Below are 16,827 nucleotides of genomic sequence, written 5' to 3' on the forward strand. Positions count from 1 at the left end.
ATGGTCGCCGCCACCCGGCCGGCGGCCGACAAGCCCGTAACACCGAGAGGACGTACCCGTCATGTCAGGCGATGCCTGGATCCGCCGCTTCCACCCGGTGTCGGACGCCCCGACGCGGCTGGTCTGCTTCCCGCACGCGGGCGGCTCGGCGACCTTCTACTTCCCGGTCTCCCGCGTGCTCTCGCCGGAGATCGACGTGATCGCGATCCAGTACCCGGGCCGGCAGGACCGCCGGTCCGAGTCCTGTGTGGACTCGATCGGCGAGCTGGCGGACATCATCGCCGCTCACCTGGAACCGTTGGCGGACAAGCCGATCTCCCTGTTCGGGCACAGCATGGGCGCGATGGTGGCGTTCGAGGTGGCCCGCAGGATGGAGAAGGGCGGCACCCAGCCGCTGGCGTTGTTCGCCTCGGGGCGGCGCGCGCCGTCGTGTCACCGGGACGAGCGGGTGCACCTGGCCAGCGACGACGGCCTGATCGACGAGCTGAAGTCGTTGAGCGGCACCGACTCCGCGGTTCTGGGGGACGAGGAGATCCTGCGCATGATCCTGCCGTCGGTCCGCAGCGACTACAAGGCGGTGGAAACCTACCGGTACCAGGAGGGCCCGCTGCTCAACTGCCCGATCACCGTGCTCACCGGCGACAACGACCCGATGGTCACCGCGCGGGAGGCCCAGGCGTGGGCCAACCACACCAACGGCCGCTTCGACCTGAAGGTCTACCCGGGCGGCCACTTCTTCATCAACGACCACGCGACCGCGGCGATGCGGCTGATCCGGGCGGCCGCGGGCTCCCGGGCGGTGCTGGCCGCCTGACGCACGACGACGCCGCCGGCCCGGGACCGTCATCCCGGGCCGGCGGCACCGGAGAAAGCACCGTCGGCCTGGGACCGTCATCCCGGGTCGGCGGCGTCGGAGGAAATGAGAACGGCCGGTCCGGCTACCCGGACCGGCCGACAATCCTGTGTCCGCAAACCAACCAATCGGCCACCTGCTTGGAGAAAGCCGGGACTCGCCACGCACCCCGGCAGGACAGCGAGGTCACCGGAGAGAACCTGAGTGGGGTGCACGTGCCTGTGAAACCGACTGCCGGCGTGACTGCCGCGCTGCTCAACGACGGGCAGCTGGAACTGGTCTCGTCCGCGACGGGCATCAGATTCCGCTGCGACACCGTGGGCACGGCGATGTGGATCGCCCTGCGACAGCACGGGGGCGATGTGGAAACGGCCGCCAGAACCCTGGCGGGGGCGTGGGAATCCGATCCCACCAACATCAAGGCCGACCTGGACGTCTGGGTCGACGAGCTCTGCGACGCCGGGATCGTCGGCGCCACACCGTAGCAGCAACACGGGACGGACCGGGCACCGACCACGAGTGCCCGGTCCGAGTCGTGCTCAGAAACCGAGCTTCACCAGGGCTCCGCCGTCCACCTTCAGCTGCAGGCCGGTGACGTAGCGGGACTCGTCCGACACCAGGTACGTGACGGCGTGCGAGACGTCCGACGGCTCCACGTACGGGATCGGCATCGCCTGGAACGCCACGAAGCCCAGCTCCGCGTCCTCCCGGGTGGGGTTCTCCAGGTCCGGCCGGAACGTCTTGTACATCGGGGCGCTGTGCAGCATGTCGGTGTTGCAGTTGCTGGGGTGCACGGCGTTGACCCGGGTGCCGGTCCGGGCCAGCTGCAGCGCCAGCGTGTTCACGTACTCGGCCAGCGTCTGCTTGGAGAAGCTGTAGCCGGCGCCGCCGGGGCCCTCGGGGCCGTTGCCGCCGCGACCCGGGATCAGGCCGGCGGCCGAGCCGATGACCACGATGGACGAACCGTCGGCCAGGTGCGGCAGCGCGGCGTGCACGGTGTTGATCGCGCCGACCAGGTTGATGTCCAGGGTGTCGGTGAAGGCCCGCACCGGCCGGCCCTGGCCGATCGGGCTGATGCCGGCATTGGCGATCACCGAGTCCAGCTTGCCCAGCTCGGCCACGCCCTCGGCGATGGCCGTCTTCAGCGCCGCGTAGTCGCGCACGTCGGCCTTGCGGGTGACGATGCGGCGGCCGGTCTTCTCCACCAGCCGCGCGGTCTCCTCCAGGTCCTCGGGGGTGGCCATCGCGTACTCGGCGATCTCGACGTCCTCGCACAGGTCGATCGCGATGATGTCGGCGCCCTCCTCGGCCAGCCGCACGGCGTGGCTGCGGCCCTGCCCGCGAGCCGCGCCGGTGATCGCCACGACCTTGTCCGTTACCCGGCCCATCAGGCCCTCCCACTGGTTTTGTTTGTCGACAGCCGGAATTGATTGTCGGTCGTGACCCGTACGGACCCCAACCCCCCTTAGTGAAGCGACCAGTCTCATTAGGGGGATGACACCAGGGGTTGTTCCGTGCCCACGTAGCGTAGTATTCGGGCTCATCTATTTACGGGTCAACTAGGGGTGTGAAAGGGTTCCCACGGCGGTTACCGTGATCGGCAGGTCCTATCTGAAGTCCGCCGTCCCATTTCGTGAGGAGCGCACATGGGCACCCGGCCACCGATTCTCGTTGACACGCTGCACACGCGGCTGCTGGTCACCAAGTACGTCGAATGCTTCCGCTTCTACAACGCTGTGCTGCCCGAGCTGACCGGCGCCAAGCTGGCCAAGGGCGACGAGCAGTGGCCCTACGCCCGCTTCGACGTCGAGTTCCAGAAGCCGTACCTGGCCCTGATGAACCGCCAGGTCATGACCCCCGAGGCCGGCACGGTCGAGCTGTCCCGCGCGGCCGGCGACGCCAGTCTGCTGTGCTTCCGGGTGGCCGATGTCGACGCCGCTCAGGAGGTCTGCCTGGCCGCGGGCGCGACCGTCGTGCAGCCGGCCGCGGACGTCCCGGAATGGGGCGAGGACACGCGCATCGCACTGCTCCGCGACCCCGACGGCAACCTCATCGAGCTGCAGTCCTCCCCGGACTAGCCGGGCGTTCCGGCCCCTCACGACGAATCCCCCTGACCGCGACTGGTCAGGGGGATTCTCTGTTGTGAGCCACGCGGAAGCCGCCCCGGCGGAATTGATCCGGGGCGGCTTCTGGTGTTTTCCCTACTAATCGTCCTCGACCGTCAGTGCGAACACGGGGCAGCTCGCGGCGACGTCCTCGACGGCCTTTCTGCGCTCGCTGCCCGGCCTTTCCACCAGGACGAGAACGCGACCGTCGTCCTCGTCCTGGTCGAAGATGTCCGGCAGCGTGAACGCGCACGCGCCGGAGCCGACGCAGCGCTCCCGGTCGTAGCGGATCCGCATGGCGGTCTCACCAGGTCACGGGCAGCGAGTACAGCCCGTAGATCAGCTGGTCGTGCTTGAACTCCAGCTCCTCGACCGGCGCGGCCAGCCGCAGCGTCGGAATCCGGGAGAACAGGGTGGTGAACACGACGTCCAGCTCGACCCGCACCAGGTTGGCGCCGGGGCACTGGTGGTTGCCGTGCCCGAAGGCCAGGTGTCCCTTGGCCTCGCGGTGGATGTCCAGCGCATCGGGGTTGTCGAAGAACCGGTCGTCCCGGTTGGCCGAGCCGTTCAGCGCGATGATGCCCTCGCCGGCCCGGATCAGCACCCCGTCGATCTCGATGTCCTTGGTGGCCACGCGGGCGGTCGCCGAGTCGGAGATGCTGAGGTAGCGGAACAGCTCCTCGATGGCCTTCGGCATCAGCGACGGGTCGGCCTTGACCTGCGCCAGCTGCTCCGGGTTCTGCAGCAGCGCGACGGTGCCCAGGCCGATGATGTTGGCGGTGGTGTCGAAGCCGCCGAACAGCAGCATCCGGGCCAGCGCGACGAGGTCGTTGTGCTCCAGCTCGCCGGTCTCGTTGTTCTTGGCGATGACCCGGCTGAGCACGTCGTCGCCGGGATTCTCGGTCTTGGCGGCGACCAGGCCCTGCAGGTGCATCTCCATCTCGTACTGGGCCGCGCCCATCTCCTCCGGGGTGATGTCCCGGTTGACCATCTGCTCGGCGTAGCGGCGGAAGAAGCCGACGTTCTCCCCGGACACGCCGATCAGCTCGCAGAACACCAGCGACGGCACCGGCACGGCCAGCTCCTGGATCAGGTCGACCGGGCCGCCCTTCGCCAGCATCGCGGTGATGTGCTGGTCGGTGACCTCCTGGATGCGCGGCCGCAACGCCTGCATGCGCTTGGCCGTCAGCTCGGGGATCAACGCGCGGCGGCGCACGGTGTGGTCCGGCGGGTCCATCGCGACCAGCGGCAGCTCCAGCGTTTCCAGCACCTCCGGCGGCAGCGGCACCTGCAGCGGGTAGCCGGGCAGCTTCCAGTTGGAGCTCATGTCGGGGCTGCCCAGCACCTGCCGGACCTGGTCGTGCCGGGTGACGATCCAGACCTGCTTGCCCGACACCCGCAGCGTCACCTTGCTGACCGACTGCTCCTCGCGCAGCCGCGCGTACTCCGGGGGCGGGCTGAGCGGACACTTGCTGCGGCTCAACGGAAACGCCGGCGGCGCCTCGACAGCGCTCGGCGCGGTGGTGACTTCGGCGGTCATGGGTGCTTACCTCTCGATAGGGGCGCCTCACGGACGACAGTCCTCGCCGGAACGGTCGGCCATCGGCATCGGGGATCGCAGCCCCCTAGGCACCCCTAACCCGGGCCAGGGGCGGCAAAGTGAAGCCTGACGCCAGTTCTCGCAGCGCGAAGTCCAGCAGTTGCGGCAGATCCGCGTGTTCGTTGGCCAGCCACTGCTCGTGGGCGGCGATGGCGACGCCGAGCGTGGCGTACGCGATCGACTGCGGGACAAGGGAATCGGCGGGGTGGCCGAGGCGCGGGGCCACGAAGTCGGCGATCACCTGTCGCCACTGGACGTACCGGAGCGTGGAGTGCGCCTGCAGCGCCGGCACCCGCAGGATGAGAGCCATTCGCTTGCGGTGCCAGGGAATCTCGTCGGCGTCGAGCCGGTTGCACGCCACCACGGCCTGGCGGACGGCGTCCATCACCGGCAGTCCTGGCGCGCAGTCCCGTAGCCAGCAGCGCAGCCGCTCCAGCTCGCGGTCGAAGCCGCCCCACGCGATGTCGTTCTTCGACGGGAAGTAGCGGAAGAACGTGCGCCGGCTCATGCCCGCGGCGCGGGCCAGCTGGTCGACCGTGGTGGCCTCGTAGCCCTGCTCGGTGAACAACTCCAGCGCGACATGCTCCAGGTCGAGGTGGGTGCTGACGCGCTGCCGCCCGCCGCGGCCGCAAGACTGGGTGTTTCCCCCGACCTTCGCCATGCTGTCTTCCAATCGGCACCGGGTGTCATTAGCTTCGTCGTTGTCCCCGAGGAAGCCGTGCCCGACAGGAGTGTGTCATGGCGAACGACACGGAAACGCCCACTACTTCGGACGATGTGGACGAGCTCCTCGTCGAGGAGGTCTCCATCGACGGCATGTGCGGCGTGTACTGAGCCCGATGTTCGACCCGAAGCGACCGTATCGCCGTGCACCCCAGGTGGCGTTGCGGCCCGAGCCGTTCGGCGCGCTGGTCTACGACTTCACCACCCGCCGGCTGTCCTTCCTGAAGACCAAGCAGCTCGCTGAGGTGGTTGCCTCGCTGGAAAACCACGCCGACGTCGACTCCACTTTGGACGATGTTGGAGTGGTGGCGGGGCAGCGCGCCGCCTACCTGCACGCCCTCGCCGGACTCGCTGACGCGGGCACCATCCAGCCGCGGGAGCTTTGATGAAGCTGGTCGACCACTTCGAAACCGGCCTCGACGCGCCGATCTGCCTGACGTGGGAGCTCACCTACGCCTGCAATCTCGCCTGCGTGCACTGCCTTTCCTCGTCCGGCCGCCGCGACCCCCGCGAGCTGGACACCGCCCAGTGTCGTGCGGTGATCGACGAACTGCAGCGCATGCAGGTGTTCTACGTCAACATCGGCGGCGGCGAACCCACGGTGCGGTCGGACTTCTGGGAGCTGGTGGAGTACGCGACCGGTCACCAGGTCGGCGTGAAGTTCTCCACCAACGGGGTTCGGCTGACCGAGCAGCGGGCGAGGTGGCTGGCCGGCAGCGACTACGTGGACGTGCAGATCTCGCTGGACGGGGCGACCGCGGCGGTCAACGACGCCGTGCGCGGGCCCGGTTCGTTCGACACGGCCATGCGCGCCATGCGCAATCTGGCCGACGCGGGCTTCCGCGACTTCAAGATCAGCGTGGTGATGACCCGGCGGAACGTCGACCAGCTCGACGACTTCGCGGCGATCGCCGACTCCTTCGACGCGCAGCTGCGGATCACCCGGCTGCGCCCGTCCGGACGCGGCGCCGACGTGTGGGACGAGCTGCACCCGACGGCCGCGCAGCAGCGGCAGCTGTACAACTGGTTGGTGGCACACGGGGAAGGGGTCCTCACCGGCGACTCCTTCTTCCACCTCAACGCGCTCGGCTCGACCCCGCTGCCGGGGCTGAACCTGTGCGGCGCGGGCCGGGTGGTGTGCCTGATCGACCCCATCGGGGACGTCTACGCGTGCCCCTTCGCGATCCACGAGCAGTTCCTCGCCGGCAACGTACGCGCTCCGGGCGGCTTCACCGAGGTCTGGCGGAACTCCCCTCTGTTCGCCGACCTACGCCGCCCGACGTCGGCGGGGACCTGCTCGTCCTGCTCGGCCTACGACAGCTGCCGCGGCGGCTGCATGGCCGCGAAGTTCTTCACCGGCCTGCCGATGGACGGCCCGGACCCCGAGTGCGTGCAGGGCTACGGGGAACTGGCGCTCGCCTCCGCCGGCACCGTGCCGAAGCCGTCCGGCGATCATTCCCGTCGCAAGCCGGTGCCGGTGTCGATCGGCTTCGGAAAGCCGGCCGACCGAGCCTGCGACACGAGTCCACTGGCGGGTATGCGGTGATCCTGACGACTCCGGTCGTGCTGGCCGGCCGAACCGCGCCCAGTCGCGTGATGTTCGGGCCGCACGAGACGAATCTGGGCCGTGGGCGGGCGATCTCGCTGCGGCACGTGGCGTACTACGAGCGCCGAGCGGCCGGCGGGGCCGGTGTCGTCGTCACCGAGACCGCCAGCGTGGACGACAGCGACTGGCCGTACGAACGGGCCCCGCTGGCGGCCGAGTGCCAGCCCGGCTGGGCCGCGACCGTGACGGCGTGCCGTCCACATGGGACGCTCGTGGTGGCGTCGTTGGGCCACGCCGGTTCCCAGGGCTCGTCGGCGTATTCGCGCACGGCGTTGTGGGCGCCGTCCCGGGTGCCGGACGTGGCCAGCCGGGAACTGCCGATGGAGATGGAGGAGCCGGAGATCGACCGGCTGCTCTCCGGTTTCTCCTTCGCCACGGCCATCGCGATGGAGTCCGATGTGGACGGCGTGGAGATCGACGCCGGCCAGCACAGCCTGCTGCGCCAGTTCCTCTCCGGGCTGACGAACCAGCGCGCCGACGCGTACGGCGCCGACCGCGCCTTGCTGCTCCGCGAGGTGCTCTGTGCCGTAAGGGATGTGCTCGGCCCGGATCGGATCCTCGGGCTGCGGCTGTCGTGTGACGAACTCGCCCCGTGGGCCGGCATCACGCCGGAGCACGCGGGCGGCGTCGCCGCGGAACTGGCGAAGGCCGTCGATTACATCACGGTCGTCCGTGGCTCGGCGATGTCCGCTTCGGCCACCCGGCCGGACTTCCACACGCCGGCCGGCTTCAACATCGACCTGTGCCGAGACATCCGGACCGCCGTCGGCGGCGTCGCGGACGTGATCCTGCAGGGGTCGGTCGTCACGCCGGGGCAGGCGGAATGGGCGCTGGAGAACGGTGTCGCCGACCTGGTGGAGATGACTCGGGCCCAGATCGCCGAGCCGAACCTGGTGTCGTTGTGCGCCAACGGGGAGCCCGAGCGGATCCGGCCGTGCCTGTTGTGCAACCAGCGGTGCCGCGTCCGTGACGGCCGGAACGCCGTCGTGAGCTGCGTCGTCGAACCGGGCAGCGGCTACGAGACGGAGGACGAGCCGCCGACGCCGACCACCGCCCCGCGTGAGGTGCTCGTCGTCGGCGGCGGTCCGGCCGGCCTGGAGGCGGCGCGGACGCTCGCCGATCGCGGGCATCAGGTCGAGCTGGTGGAACGGGACTCGCAGCTGGGCGGCTCGTTGCGGTTGTCGCCGTTGGAGAGCTTCGTCGGCTGGCTGGAGTCGGAGGTGCGCCGGCTGGGCGTCAAGATCCGCACCGGCGAGGTCGCGACCAGCGCCGATTTCGGTGGACGAACGGTCGTGCTGGCCACGGGGTCGGTGCCGGGGCCGCGTTCGTACGACATCGACGGCGGCCGGGTGCTGGATGTCGCCGACGTGCTGCGTGCCGGCATCGACGATCTGCCTGAGGGGCCGGTCGTGGTGTTCGACCCGGTCGGCGACTCGGTCGGGGCCCGGATCGCCGAGCTGCTGGCGAGTTCCGGCCGTGAGACCACCGTCGTGACGCGAGACGCCGTTGTCGGCACTCAACTGGCCGTCACCGGCGATCTGGCCGACGCCAACGCCCGGCTGCACCGCGCCGGCGTGCGGTTGATCAAGCGGTCGACGCTGCTGGCCGTCCGTGACGCGAGCGTGGTGGTCGAACACGTGATCACCGGTGAGAAGCAGGAGATCCCCTGCGGGCTCGTGATCCACTGCGGCCATCGGCTGCCCGACGAGACGCCGGGCGAGGTGCGGGCCGGCGACTGCGTGGCGCCCCGGACCCTCTACGAGGCCGTGTTGGAGGGCCGGCGGGCCGCCAAGGGGGTCGGCTGATGGCGTTCCGGTTCCTGTTCTCGCCGTTCCGGGTCGGTCCGGTGACACTGGCCAACCGGGTGGTGTTCTCCGCGCACCTGACCAACTACGCCGAGGACGGGCTGCCCAGCGCGCAGCACGCCGCCTACTACGCCGCGCGGGCGGCCGGCGGGGTCGGGCTGATCATCACCGAGGAGCATTCGACGCATCCGTCCGACTGGCCGTACGAGAAGCTGATCCACGGCTTCAACCCGGCCGTGGTCGAGGGGTATCGGCGGATCACCGCCGCCGTGCACGCACACCGCGTCCCGATCTTCGCGCAGCTCAACCACAACGGCGGCCAGGCGTCCAGCCTGTACTCGCGGCTGCCGGTGCTGGCGCCGTCGCCGGTGCCGGATCCGCTGTTCCGCGAGGTGCCGAAGGCCGTCGACGACAGGGACATCGCCGAGATCATCGCCGGCTACGCCCTGGTGGCAAGGCACTGTGCCGAGGGTGGCTTCGACGGCGTCGAGCTCCAGTGCTCGCATTCCTCGATCGTGCGCGGCTTTCTGTCGCCCGCCACCAACAAGCGCACCGATCGCTACGGTGGTTCGCTGGCGAACCGATCCCGCATCCTGTTGGACATCGTCTCCGCCGTCCGGGACGCCGTCGGCCCCGACCGGGCGCTCGGCGTCCGGCTGTGCGGGGACGAGCTGATCGAGGGCGGCATCACCCTCGACGAGGCCGTCGAGGTCGCGCGGCTGGTCGAGGCCACCGGCCAGGTCGACTACATCAACACCTCCATCGGCGTCGCCACCTCGACGCTGTTCATGATCGAGGCGTCGATGGCCGTTCCCCCTGGCTACGCCCTGTTCATCGCCAACGCCATGCGGCAGGCGGTGAAGCTGCCGGTGGTCGGCGTCGGCCGGATCAAGGACCCGGTGCAGGCCGAGCGGGCGCTCGCCGAGGGCCACTGCGATCTCGTCGGCGTGGTGCGGGGACAGATCGCCGACCCCGAGTTCATGGCCAAGGCCAGGTCCGGGCACGTCAGCGACATCCGCACCTGCCTGTCGTGCAACCAGGAGTGCGTCGGCCGGATGGGTCTCAACCACACCTTGGGCTGCATCGAGAACCCCCGCGCGGGCAACGAATCCGTTCCCCTGCCCACCCCACGGCTGCGTGGCCGGCGGGTTCTCGTCGTCGGCGGCGGTCCCGGCGGCCTGCAGGCCGCTTCGACTGCCGCCCAACGCGGACACCACGTGACCCTGTTCGAACGCTCCCCGGTCACCGGCGGCCAGGCCGCCCTCGCCGCAACGGTCCCCAGCCGCGCCGAATTCCTCGACCTGCCGAGGAACCTCCTCGCCGAGTGCAAGCGCCACGGCGTCGACGTCCGCACCGGCGTCGAAGCCACCGCCGAGGCGCTGAAGGCCGAGCAGCCGGATGCGGTCGTGCTGGCGACGGGTGCTCGACCCAAGCTGCCTTACTGGGCCGGCGGCCTGTCGACCGTCGTCGACGTCCGCGATGTCCTGGAGGGCCGGGCCGCCCCGAGTGGTGATGTTCTGATCGTCGACGAACTCGGCTTCCACCAGGCCACTTCCGTCGCCGAGCTGCTCGCCGACCGCGGGTGCCGGGTCCGGATCAGCACCCCCGGCATGGTCGTCGGCCAGGACCTCGGCGTCACCCTGGACATGGAGATGTTCCTGCTCCGGGCGCACCACAAGGGCATCACTCTCACGACTGACGAGGTCGTCATGGGCGCTGTTGAAGGCGTCGAGGTTCAGCTCCTCAAGCACACCACCGGCGAGATGGTGACCGAGCGCTTCGACTGGGTGGTGTGCGCCGTGCACCAGGAGCCGGAGGACGGCCTGTGGAAGGAGCTCAAGGGCGCGCCCTTCGAGGTGCACCGGGTGGGGGACTGCCTCACGCCGCGCCGGGCCCATGCCGCGGTGATCGAAGGCCACCGCGTGGGGGTGTCGCTGTGATCGACACCGACTTCCTTGCCGTCCTTGTCGTTCGCGACGGCGAGCTGCCCCTGGGCGCGGACGAGGTCGCCGCCGAGGCCGGCGGGTCCGTGCTGGTGGTGGGCACGAACGCCAAGCCGGCGGCCGAGCAGCTGATCGCCGCCCGCACGGCCTGGGTGGCCGAGAGCCCGACGGTCGCCCCCGGCGCGCTGTCGGCCGCGCTGGCGCCTCTTCTGCGATCTGTGCGAGCGGTCGTGCTCATTGCCGCGGCAGATGGGCGCGATCTGGCGCCGAGGTTGGCGTATGCGCTGCGGAGGCCACTGTTGAGCGGGGCGAATGCGGTGACGACCAAGGGCGCGGACGTGCTGCGGCGGGGGAGCCAGGGGCTGCAGGAGCTCACCCCGGACGGGCCGTTCGTGGTGACGCTGCAACCCGGCGTGCGGGGCGCGGCAACCGAGCCGGAGCCGCCGCGGATCCTGGAGATCGAGTTGACCTGCGGCGATGTCGCCGATGCGCGGTCACTGGGGGTGGAGACGCCGAAGGCGCAGGACGCCGATCTCGCCGAGGCCCGCCGGGTGCTGGGGGCCGGGGCGGGGCTGGTGAGCGGCCACGAGCAGATGGAGTTGCTGACCAAGGTGGGGGAGCGGCTCGGGGCGGCGACAGGCGCCACCCGTGTGGTGACGGATGCCGGGTTCGCGGGGCACGAGCGGCAGATCGGAACGACCGGGGTGGTGATCGACCCCGAGCTGTACGTCGCGTTCGGGATCTCAGGGGCGGCGCAGCACGTCGGCGGGCTGGGCGCGCCGAGGCACGTGATCAGCGTGAACACGGATCCCTGCTGCCCGATGACGGCCATGGCGGACCTGGGCATCGTCGCGGACGCGCCGGCGGTGCTGGCGGAACTGGCGCGGCGGCTGGAGGAAAGCCATGGCTGAGCACGCGGGCCCGGGAACGAGGTCGGCCGTCATCACCGCGCCCCCGCAGCGCGAGGTCGACGTGGTCGTGGTCGGCGCGGGGCCGGCGGGCTCGGCGGCGGCGCTGGAAGTGGCCCGTGCGGGTCATTCAGTGGTGCTGCTGGAACGGGGACCTTATCCCGGCGCGAAGAACGTGTACGGCGGCGTGGTCTACGGGCGGGTGCTGGACGAGCTGGTGCCGCGCTGGTGGGAGCAGATGCCGGTGCAGCGGTGGGTGACCCGCCGCAGCACGATGATCATGACGCCGACGCAGGCGCTGACGGTGGACTTCCGCACCCAGGCCTGGGGCGGCCCGCCCTACAACGGGGCCACGGCCCACCGGTCCGACCTCGACGGCTGGCTCGCGGGCCTGGCCGAGAAAGAGGGCGCGGTGGTGGTTCCCTCCACCGTGGCGACCGGGCTGCTGCGCAGCGCCGAAGGCGCGGTGGTCGGTGTCCGGACCGACCGGCCGGACGGTGATCTCACGGCGAAGGTCGTGATCGCCTGCGACGGCGTGAACTCCTTCCTGGCCAAGGAAGCCGGCATGTTCGCCGGCAAGCCGGCCGGGCACGTCACGCTCGGCGTCAAGGAAACCCTGCGCCTGCCCCGGGAAGTCGTCGACGAGCGGTTCGGTGTCACCGGCCGGGACGGCGTGGACATCGAGATCCTCGGTTGCACCGGGGGAATCCCCGGCGGCGGCTTCCTCTACACCAACCTGGACTCGGTCAGCGTCGGCGTGGTCGTCGACCCGCACGGCCTGGCCGCGAGGAAGATCCGCCCCGAGGAACTGGTCGCCGAGCTGAAGCGGCACCCGGCGGTCGAGCCGCTGGTCCGCGGCGGCGAGCTGCTGGAGTACTCGGCCCACCTGATCCCCGAGGGCGGCTACGACACCATGCCGGACCTCGTCGGCGACGGGTTTCTCGTCGCCGGGGACGCGGCCGCGATGTGCCTGGCGGCCGGGATCTGGCTGGAGGGCGTCAACTTCGCCATCGGGGCCGGCATGTACGCGGGCCGGGCGGCCGTCGACGCGATCAGAGCCAAGGACACCTCGAAGGCGGGCCTGGCGTCGTACCGGCGGATGCTGGACGAGTCGTTCGTGCTGGGCGACCACCGCAAGCTGCGCCGCGTGCCCGGACTCGTGCTGGGGCAACGCGTGCAGCAGGACTACCCGGCGCTGCTGTGCGACCTCGCGCAGGGGCTGTTCCACGTGGACAATCCGCGCCCGAAACCCGGCCTGTTCAAGCTGATGCGGCGGGTCATGAAGTGGCACGGCATCAAGGCCAGGGACCTCCTGTCCGACGCGCTGACCGGAGTGAGGTCGTTCGGATGAGCTACGGACAGCCGGCCTTCGACGACCGCATGTCCACAGTGGACTTCGATGTCGCCGAACGGGCGCACATCACCGTCGACTCGGAGGTCTGCCGGTCGTGTCGGACCACCGACTGCGTGTACGCGTGCCCGGCGAAGCTGTTCGTGCCGACCTCGGACGGCGGCATCCTGTTCAACTACGAGCAGTGCTTCGAATGCGGCACCTGCTACCAGGTCTGCTCCGGCAACGGCGCCCTGAGCTGGACCTATCCCGACGGCGGCCACGGCGTCGCCTTCCGGAAGGGGTGAGTGATGCTGGTCGTCGCCGCGCTGAACTGGCCCGGCCCGCGCACCGTGGTCGACCAGCTCACCGGGATCGTGCGCACCGAGGAGGGCCGGCCGGGCGCGAGCGCCGCCGGCCTGGCCGCGCTGGAACACGTGCTCCGCATCGCCGAGGCGCTCGGCGGCCGGACCGTCGCCGTGACGATCGGTCCGCCGCAGGCTGACGAGATGCTGCGCGAGGCATTGGCCGCCGGCGCGGAAAGCGCGCTCCGTGTCGAGGTCGACCCGACAGATGACGAGGCCGCCGCCCGGGCGCTGCTGGCCGCCGTCGCCGAACACCACGGCCCTCCCGATGTCGTGGTGTTCGGCGACGACTCCGATGCGATCCCCGGCTACCTCGCCGCGCTCACCGACGCAGCGCAGGCGTTGGGGCTACTGGAACTCAAGGTCGAGGACGCCGTCCTCAGTGGACTCCGAAGGCTGGACAAGGGCCGCCGTGAGCGGCTGGTGATTCCGTTGCCGGCGGTGTGCTCGGTGGAACCGGTGATCCGGCCCCGCCGCGCCGGCCTACCGGCGATGCTGGCCGCCCGTAACACGAAGATCCCTGTCGTGCGGCCAGTCGTTCCCGGATGGACAGTGAAGGCCGGGCCCATCCGGGCATACCGGCCGCGCGCCAGAATTCTTCCGATACCCGTGGCCGATCAGGCCAGAGACCGCATAGTTGCACTGACGAAAGCGTTGGCCGCCACCGGCTCCGCCACTGTGGTCACGCCGCCCGACGCGGCGGCCGCGGCCGACCTGCTGCTCGAGTACCTGTCCAAGCACGGCTATCTGGGGGACACGACATGACGCCACGAGTCGCGGTGGTGACGGGCGCGGCCCGTGGCATCGGCGCGGCCGTCGTGCGCCAGCTGGCCGGCGACGGCTGGCGGGTCGTCGCCGTGGACATCTGCGAGGACATCCCCGGGCTCGGCTACTCGTTGGCGTCCAAGGAAGAACTGGTCACGCTGGCCCGTCGGTTCCCCGATGTGGTCCGCGAGGTCGTCGCCGACGTCAGGGATACGAGTGCGCTGATCGAGGCGGCGGAGATCGCTCATCGGGAGTTCGGCGGCTTGGACGCGGCCGTCGCCGCAGCGGCGGTGATCGCCGGCGGGCATCCGCTGTGGGAGTCCAGCGACGAGGAATGGCAGCTGCAGCTGGACATCGGCGTCCGCGGCGTGGCGAACCTGGCCCGCGCGGCGATCCCGGTGATGCTCCGTTCCGCGCAGCCCCGTTCGGGCCGGTTCGTCGCGCTCGCCTCCGCCGCCGCGCATCGCGGCCTCTGGCACGCCGCCGGCTACAACGCCACCAAGCACGCCGTTGTCGGCTTGATCCGCGGTCTGGCGCACGATCTTCGCGGGACCGGCATCACCGCGACCGCCGTGTCGCCGGGCAGCACGCGCACGAACCTGCTCGACGCCAGCGCCGCCCTGTACGACCTGGCCGACGTCGAGGAGTTCAGCCGCTACCACCTCACCGAGCAGTTGCTGCGGCCCGAGGAGGTCGCCAACGTCGTGTGTTGGTTGTGCAGCAAGGGCGCTTCCTCGGTCACCGGCACCGTTGTGCACGCCGACGGGGGGTTCACTGCATGATTCCGCTGTATGTGAAGCTCGATCCCGGCGCGCGCCGCATCGGCAACCTGATTCTCGGCGGCTCGCCGTACGTCGTGCTCAGGCTGTCCGCCAAGGCTTCGTCCCGTGTGGACTCCTGGCTCGCCGGCGAGCCGGTGACCGCTGACGATCTCAAGTTGGCTGATCTGCTGGTGCGTAAGGGAATTCTACACCCACGGCGGGAAATCACCAGCCTCACCGCGCAGGATGTGACCGTCGTCGTACCGGTGCGCGACCACGCCGATGACCTGGCCCGGCTGCTGCCGGCGTTGTCCGAGGTGGCGAAGGTTCTGGTGGTCGACGACGGATCGACGAAACCGATTCCCGAGGCCATCGTGCGGCACTCCAGCGCCAAGGGCCCCGCCGCCGCGCGCAACGCCGGCTGGCGCCTGGCCGGCACCGAGCTCGTCGCGTTCCTGGACGCGGACGTGGTGCCCGAACCAGGTTGGCTGGCAACGATTCTCCCGCACTTCGAGGACCCGGGTGTCGTCGCCGTCGCTCCGCGTGTGCGCAGCGTTCCCGGCCCGTCGATGCTCGAACGCTACGAGGAACTCCGCTCGCCGCTTGATCTCGGTGACGCCGAGGCGCCGGTGCGACCGGGCAGCCGCGTCGGCTACGTCCCGTCGGCGGCGCTGGTCGTGAGGTTCTCGGCCCTGGTGGACCACAACGGCTTCGACGAGGAGATGCGGTTCGGCGAGGACGTTGACCTGGTGTGGCGCTTCCACGAGGCCGGCGCCCAGGTCCGCTACGAGCCCAGGGCGACAGTGCGGCACCGTCCCCGGGAGACCTGGAACGCCTGGCTGCGGCAGCGTTTCGGCTACGGCACCTCCGCCGCCCCGCTGGCCATCCGCCACGGACGAAAGGTCGCCCCGGTCAAGGTTTCGCTGTGGAGCGCCCTCGCCTGGGCGCTCGTCGCCGCCGGCCGGCCGCTGCTGGGTGGGGCCGTCGCCGGCACAACCGCGTCGTTGCTGCCACGCAAACTGAAGGACGTCGGTGTGCCGGCGACGGAGTCCGTGCAGCTCGCCGTTCGCGGCCATGTCGGCGCGGGGCGGCTGCTGGGCGACGCCGTGGTCCGGTCGTGGTGGCCGGTGGCCATCCCGGTGCTGGCGTCGACCCGGTGGGGCCGTTGGGTTCTGCTGGCGGCCTTCGCCCGCCACGTGGAGGAGTGGTACAGCCGGGGCGCGAACGTCGGCCTGCCGGGCTGGCTCGCCGCCCGGGTGGCCGACGATCTCGCGTACGGCGCCGGCGTCTGGTGGGGCGCCGTCCGGCACGGCACCGTGAAACCGCTGCTGCCGGACCTGTCCGACTGGCCCGGCCGGGACGGAGTCGGCCGCACGTGAACCGCCTGATCGACATGGCCTGGCCCGAGGTCGAGGCCGTCGCCGCCACCAGCGTGCTCGCCGTCCCGGTCGGCTCGACCGAGCAGCACGGCCCGCACCTGCCATTCACCGTGGACACCGAGATCGCCGCCGCGCTGTGCGACCGGCTGGCGCAGGCCCGTGACCGGGTGGTCGTGGCCCCCGCCTTCTCGTACGGCTCCAGTGGTGAACATGCCGCCTTCCCCGGATCGCTGTCGATCGGTCTCGACGGGGTCGAAACCCTTGTGCTGGAACTGGTTCGCTCGGCCGACGCGTTCGCCGGCGTCCTGCTGGTCAACGGGCACGGCGGCAACGCCGCGGCGGTGTCCCGTGCGGTGCGCCGGCTCGGCCACGAGGGTCGGTGCGTCACTTGCTGGTCGCCGACCGGGTCCGCTGTGGACAGTCACGCCGGTCGCACCGAGACCTCGGTGATGTTGGCGCTGCGCCCCGAATCCGTGCGCCTTGATCTCCTGGAGCCGGGGGATTGCCGGCCGCTCAGGGAGATCATGCCGCTGCTGGTCCGCTCTGGAGTTGTGTCCGTGAGTGCCAACGGTGTTCTCGGCGATCCGAGTGGCGCGTCCGGCGGAGAAGGCCGGCTCGTCCTGGAGCGGTGGACGGCCGGCCTGCTCTCGGCGTACGACACTTGGACACCAGTCTCGTGACCGC

The 16,827-nt window shown here is 70.6% G+C and carries 19 protein-coding genes; 15 read left to right on the forward strand and 4 right to left on the reverse strand.

Going from position 1 to position 16,827, the window contains the following annotated elements:
• Nucleotides 1-61 precede the first annotated feature (61 nt).
• Both BJ998_RS31380 and BJ998_RS31385 read left to right on the forward strand, forming a co-directional pair.
• Complete coding sequence (locus BJ998_RS31380; protein ID WP_184866939.1) at nt 62-814, forward strand: thioesterase II family protein; 753 nt, start codon at nt 62-64, stop codon at nt 812-814.
• Nucleotides 815-1,074: 260 nt separating this feature from the next.
• Nucleotides 1,075-1,338 carry a PqqD family peptide modification chaperone gene (locus tag BJ998_RS31385; protein WP_221338186.1) on the forward strand — a complete coding sequence of 88 codons (264 nt, stop codon included), beginning with the start codon at nt 1,075-1,077 and terminating at the stop codon, nt 1,336-1,338.
• 54 nt (nt 1,339-1,392) lie between these two features.
• Here the strand turns inward: BJ998_RS31385 and BJ998_RS31390 are convergent, their stop codons facing one another.
• Nucleotides 1,393-2,241, reverse strand: a complete 849-nt coding sequence (locus BJ998_RS31390) for a mycofactocin-coupled SDR family oxidoreductase (RefSeq protein WP_184866941.1) — start codon at nt 2,239-2,241, stop codon at nt 1,393-1,395.
• Nucleotides 2,242-2,499: 258 nt separating this feature from the next.
• On the opposite strand from BJ998_RS31390, the gene BJ998_RS31395 reads away from it, so the two are divergent.
• On the forward strand, nt 2,500-2,931 hold the full coding sequence (locus tag BJ998_RS31395) for a VOC family protein (protein ID WP_184866942.1): 432 nt from the start codon (nt 2,500-2,502) through the stop codon (nt 2,929-2,931).
• Nucleotides 2,932-3,057: 126 nt separating this feature from the next.
• On the opposite strand, the gene BJ998_RS31400 is transcribed toward BJ998_RS31395, so the two are convergent.
• From BJ998_RS31400 to mftR, 3 genes are all read right to left on the reverse strand, one after another.
• Nucleotides 3,058-3,255 carry a ferredoxin gene (locus BJ998_RS31400; protein WP_184866943.1) on the reverse strand — a complete coding sequence of 66 codons (198 nt, stop codon included), beginning with the start codon at nt 3,253-3,255 and terminating at the stop codon, nt 3,058-3,060.
• A gap of 7 nt (nt 3,256-3,262) precedes the next feature.
• The gene (locus BJ998_RS31405; RefSeq protein WP_184866944.1) at nt 3,263-4,498 is read right to left on the reverse strand and encodes a cytochrome P450; all 1,236 of its coding nucleotides are present in this window, start codon (nt 4,496-4,498) and stop codon (nt 3,263-3,265) included.
• An 85-nt stretch (nt 4,499-4,583) separates the two neighbouring features.
• Nucleotides 4,584-5,219, reverse strand: a complete 636-nt coding sequence (gene mftR / locus BJ998_RS31410) for a mycofactocin system transcriptional regulator MftR (RefSeq protein WP_184866945.1) — start codon at nt 5,217-5,219, stop codon at nt 4,584-4,586.
• A gap of 77 nt (nt 5,220-5,296) precedes the next feature.
• On the opposite strand from mftR, the gene mftA reads away from it, so the two are divergent.
• Genes mftA through mftE form a run of 12 tightly spaced genes read left to right on the forward strand, consistent with a single transcriptional unit; the run spans nt 5,297 to nt 16,823 of the window.
• The gene (mftA, locus tag BJ998_RS31415) at nt 5,297-5,392 is read left to right on the forward strand and encodes a mycofactocin precursor MftA (RefSeq protein WP_063753630.1); all 96 of its coding nucleotides are present in this window, start codon (nt 5,297-5,299) and stop codon (nt 5,390-5,392) included.
• Between the two features lie 5 nt (nt 5,393-5,397).
• Nucleotides 5,398-5,667, forward strand: coding sequence for a mycofactocin biosynthesis chaperone MftB (gene mftB / locus BJ998_RS31420; RefSeq protein WP_184866946.1), 270 nt, complete (start codon nt 5,398-5,400; stop codon nt 5,665-5,667).
• Nucleotides 5,667-6,827 carry a mycofactocin radical SAM maturase gene (gene mftC / locus BJ998_RS31425; protein ID WP_184866947.1) on the forward strand — a complete coding sequence of 387 codons (1,161 nt, stop codon included), beginning with the start codon at nt 5,667-5,669 and terminating at the stop codon, nt 6,825-6,827. Before mftB ends, mftC begins: the two co-directional genes overlap by 1 nt.
• Complete coding sequence (locus BJ998_RS31430; protein ID WP_184866948.1) at nt 6,824-8,692, forward strand: mycofactocin system FadH/OYE family oxidoreductase 1; 1,869 nt, start codon at nt 6,824-6,826, stop codon at nt 8,690-8,692. Before mftC ends, BJ998_RS31430 begins: the two co-directional genes overlap by 4 nt.
• Entirely contained in the window at nt 8,692-10,632 is a 1,941-nt protein-coding gene (locus tag BJ998_RS31435; RefSeq protein WP_184866949.1) for a mycofactocin system FadH/OYE family oxidoreductase 2, read from the forward strand. The genes BJ998_RS31430 and BJ998_RS31435 overlap by 1 nt, the downstream gene beginning before the upstream one ends.
• Nucleotides 10,629-11,546 (forward strand): mycofactocin-associated electron transfer flavoprotein alpha subunit, encoded by a 918-nt coding sequence (locus BJ998_RS31440; protein ID WP_184866950.1) that lies wholly within the window; start codon nt 10,629-10,631, stop codon nt 11,544-11,546. Before BJ998_RS31435 ends, BJ998_RS31440 begins: the two co-directional genes overlap by 4 nt.
• Nucleotides 11,539-12,894, forward strand: coding sequence for an FAD-dependent oxidoreductase (locus BJ998_RS31445; RefSeq protein WP_184866951.1), 1,356 nt, complete (start codon nt 11,539-11,541; stop codon nt 12,892-12,894). Before BJ998_RS31440 ends, BJ998_RS31445 begins: the two co-directional genes overlap by 8 nt.
• Nucleotides 12,891-13,181, forward strand: a complete 291-nt coding sequence (locus BJ998_RS31450) for a ferredoxin family protein (protein ID WP_184866952.1) — start codon at nt 12,891-12,893, stop codon at nt 13,179-13,181. Before BJ998_RS31445 ends, BJ998_RS31450 begins: the two co-directional genes overlap by 4 nt.
• A gap of 3 nt (nt 13,182-13,184) precedes the next feature.
• Nucleotides 13,185-14,003: a mycofactocin-associated electron transfer flavoprotein beta subunit gene (locus BJ998_RS31455; protein ID WP_184866953.1), complete on the forward strand. Its 819-nt coding sequence runs from the start codon at nt 13,185-13,187 to the stop codon at nt 14,001-14,003.
• Complete coding sequence (locus BJ998_RS31460) at nt 14,000-14,785, forward strand: mycofactocin-coupled SDR family oxidoreductase (RefSeq protein WP_184866954.1); 786 nt, start codon at nt 14,000-14,002, stop codon at nt 14,783-14,785. Before BJ998_RS31455 ends, BJ998_RS31460 begins: the two co-directional genes overlap by 4 nt.
• Entirely contained in the window at nt 14,782-16,143 is a 1,362-nt protein-coding gene (mftF, locus tag BJ998_RS31465) for a mycofactocin biosynthesis glycosyltransferase MftF (RefSeq protein ID WP_184866955.1), read from the forward strand. Before BJ998_RS31460 ends, mftF begins: the two co-directional genes overlap by 4 nt.
• The gene (mftE, locus tag BJ998_RS31470; RefSeq protein WP_312890417.1) at nt 16,140-16,823 is read left to right on the forward strand and encodes a mycofactocin biosynthesis peptidyl-dipeptidase MftE; all 684 of its coding nucleotides are present in this window, start codon (nt 16,140-16,142) and stop codon (nt 16,821-16,823) included. Before mftF ends, mftE begins: the two co-directional genes overlap by 4 nt.
• The last annotated feature ends 4 nt before the right edge of the window (nt 16,824-16,827 follow it).

Source organism: Kutzneria kofuensis, assembly GCF_014203355.1.
Taxonomy (GTDB): domain Bacteria; phylum Actinomycetota; class Actinomycetes; order Mycobacteriales; family Pseudonocardiaceae; genus Kutzneria; species Kutzneria kofuensis.

Bases quoted from the DNA above. Each gene is read 5' to 3' on its own strand.
- BJ998_RS31460 (WP_184866954.1), top strand. From the start codon at position 14,000: ATGACGCCACGAGTCGCGGTGGTGACGGGCGCGGCCCGTGGCATCGGC.
- mftF (WP_184866955.1), top strand. From the start codon at position 14,782: ATGATTCCGCTGTATGTGAAGCTCGATCCCGGCGCGCGCCGCATCGGC.
- BJ998_RS31395 (WP_184866942.1), top strand. From the start codon at position 2,500: ATGGGCACCCGGCCACCGATTCTCGTTGACACGCTGCACACGCGGCTG.
- BJ998_RS31435 (WP_184866949.1), top strand. From the start codon at position 8,692: ATGGCGTTCCGGTTCCTGTTCTCGCCGTTCCGGGTCGGTCCGGTGACA.
- BJ998_RS31405 (WP_184866944.1), bottom strand. From the start codon at position 4,498: ATGACCGCCGAAGTCACCACCGCGCCGAGCGCTGTCGAGGCGCCGCCG.
- mftC (WP_184866947.1), top strand. From the start codon at position 5,667: ATGAAGCTGGTCGACCACTTCGAAACCGGCCTCGACGCGCCGATCTGC.
- mftB (WP_184866946.1), top strand. From the start codon at position 5,398: ATGTTCGACCCGAAGCGACCGTATCGCCGTGCACCCCAGGTGGCGTTG.
- mftR (WP_184866945.1), bottom strand. From the start codon at position 5,219: ATGGCGAAGGTCGGGGGAAACACCCAGTCTTGCGGCCGCGGCGGGCGG.
- BJ998_RS31400 (WP_184866943.1), bottom strand. From the start codon at position 3,255: ATGCGGATCCGCTACGACCGGGAGCGCTGCGTCGGCTCCGGCGCGTGC.
- BJ998_RS31450 (WP_184866952.1), top strand. From the start codon at position 12,891: ATGAGCTACGGACAGCCGGCCTTCGACGACCGCATGTCCACAGTGGAC.
- BJ998_RS31455 (WP_184866953.1), top strand. From the start codon at position 13,185: ATGCTGGTCGTCGCCGCGCTGAACTGGCCCGGCCCGCGCACCGTGGTC.
- BJ998_RS31390 (WP_184866941.1), bottom strand. From the start codon at position 2,241: ATGGGCCGGGTAACGGACAAGGTCGTGGCGATCACCGGCGCGGCTCGC.
- mftA (WP_063753630.1), top strand. From the start codon at position 5,297: ATGGCGAACGACACGGAAACGCCCACTACTTCGGACGATGTGGACGAG.
- BJ998_RS31380 (WP_184866939.1), top strand. From the start codon at position 62: ATGTCAGGCGATGCCTGGATCCGCCGCTTCCACCCGGTGTCGGACGCC.
- BJ998_RS31445 (WP_184866951.1), top strand. From the start codon at position 11,539: ATGGCTGAGCACGCGGGCCCGGGAACGAGGTCGGCCGTCATCACCGCG.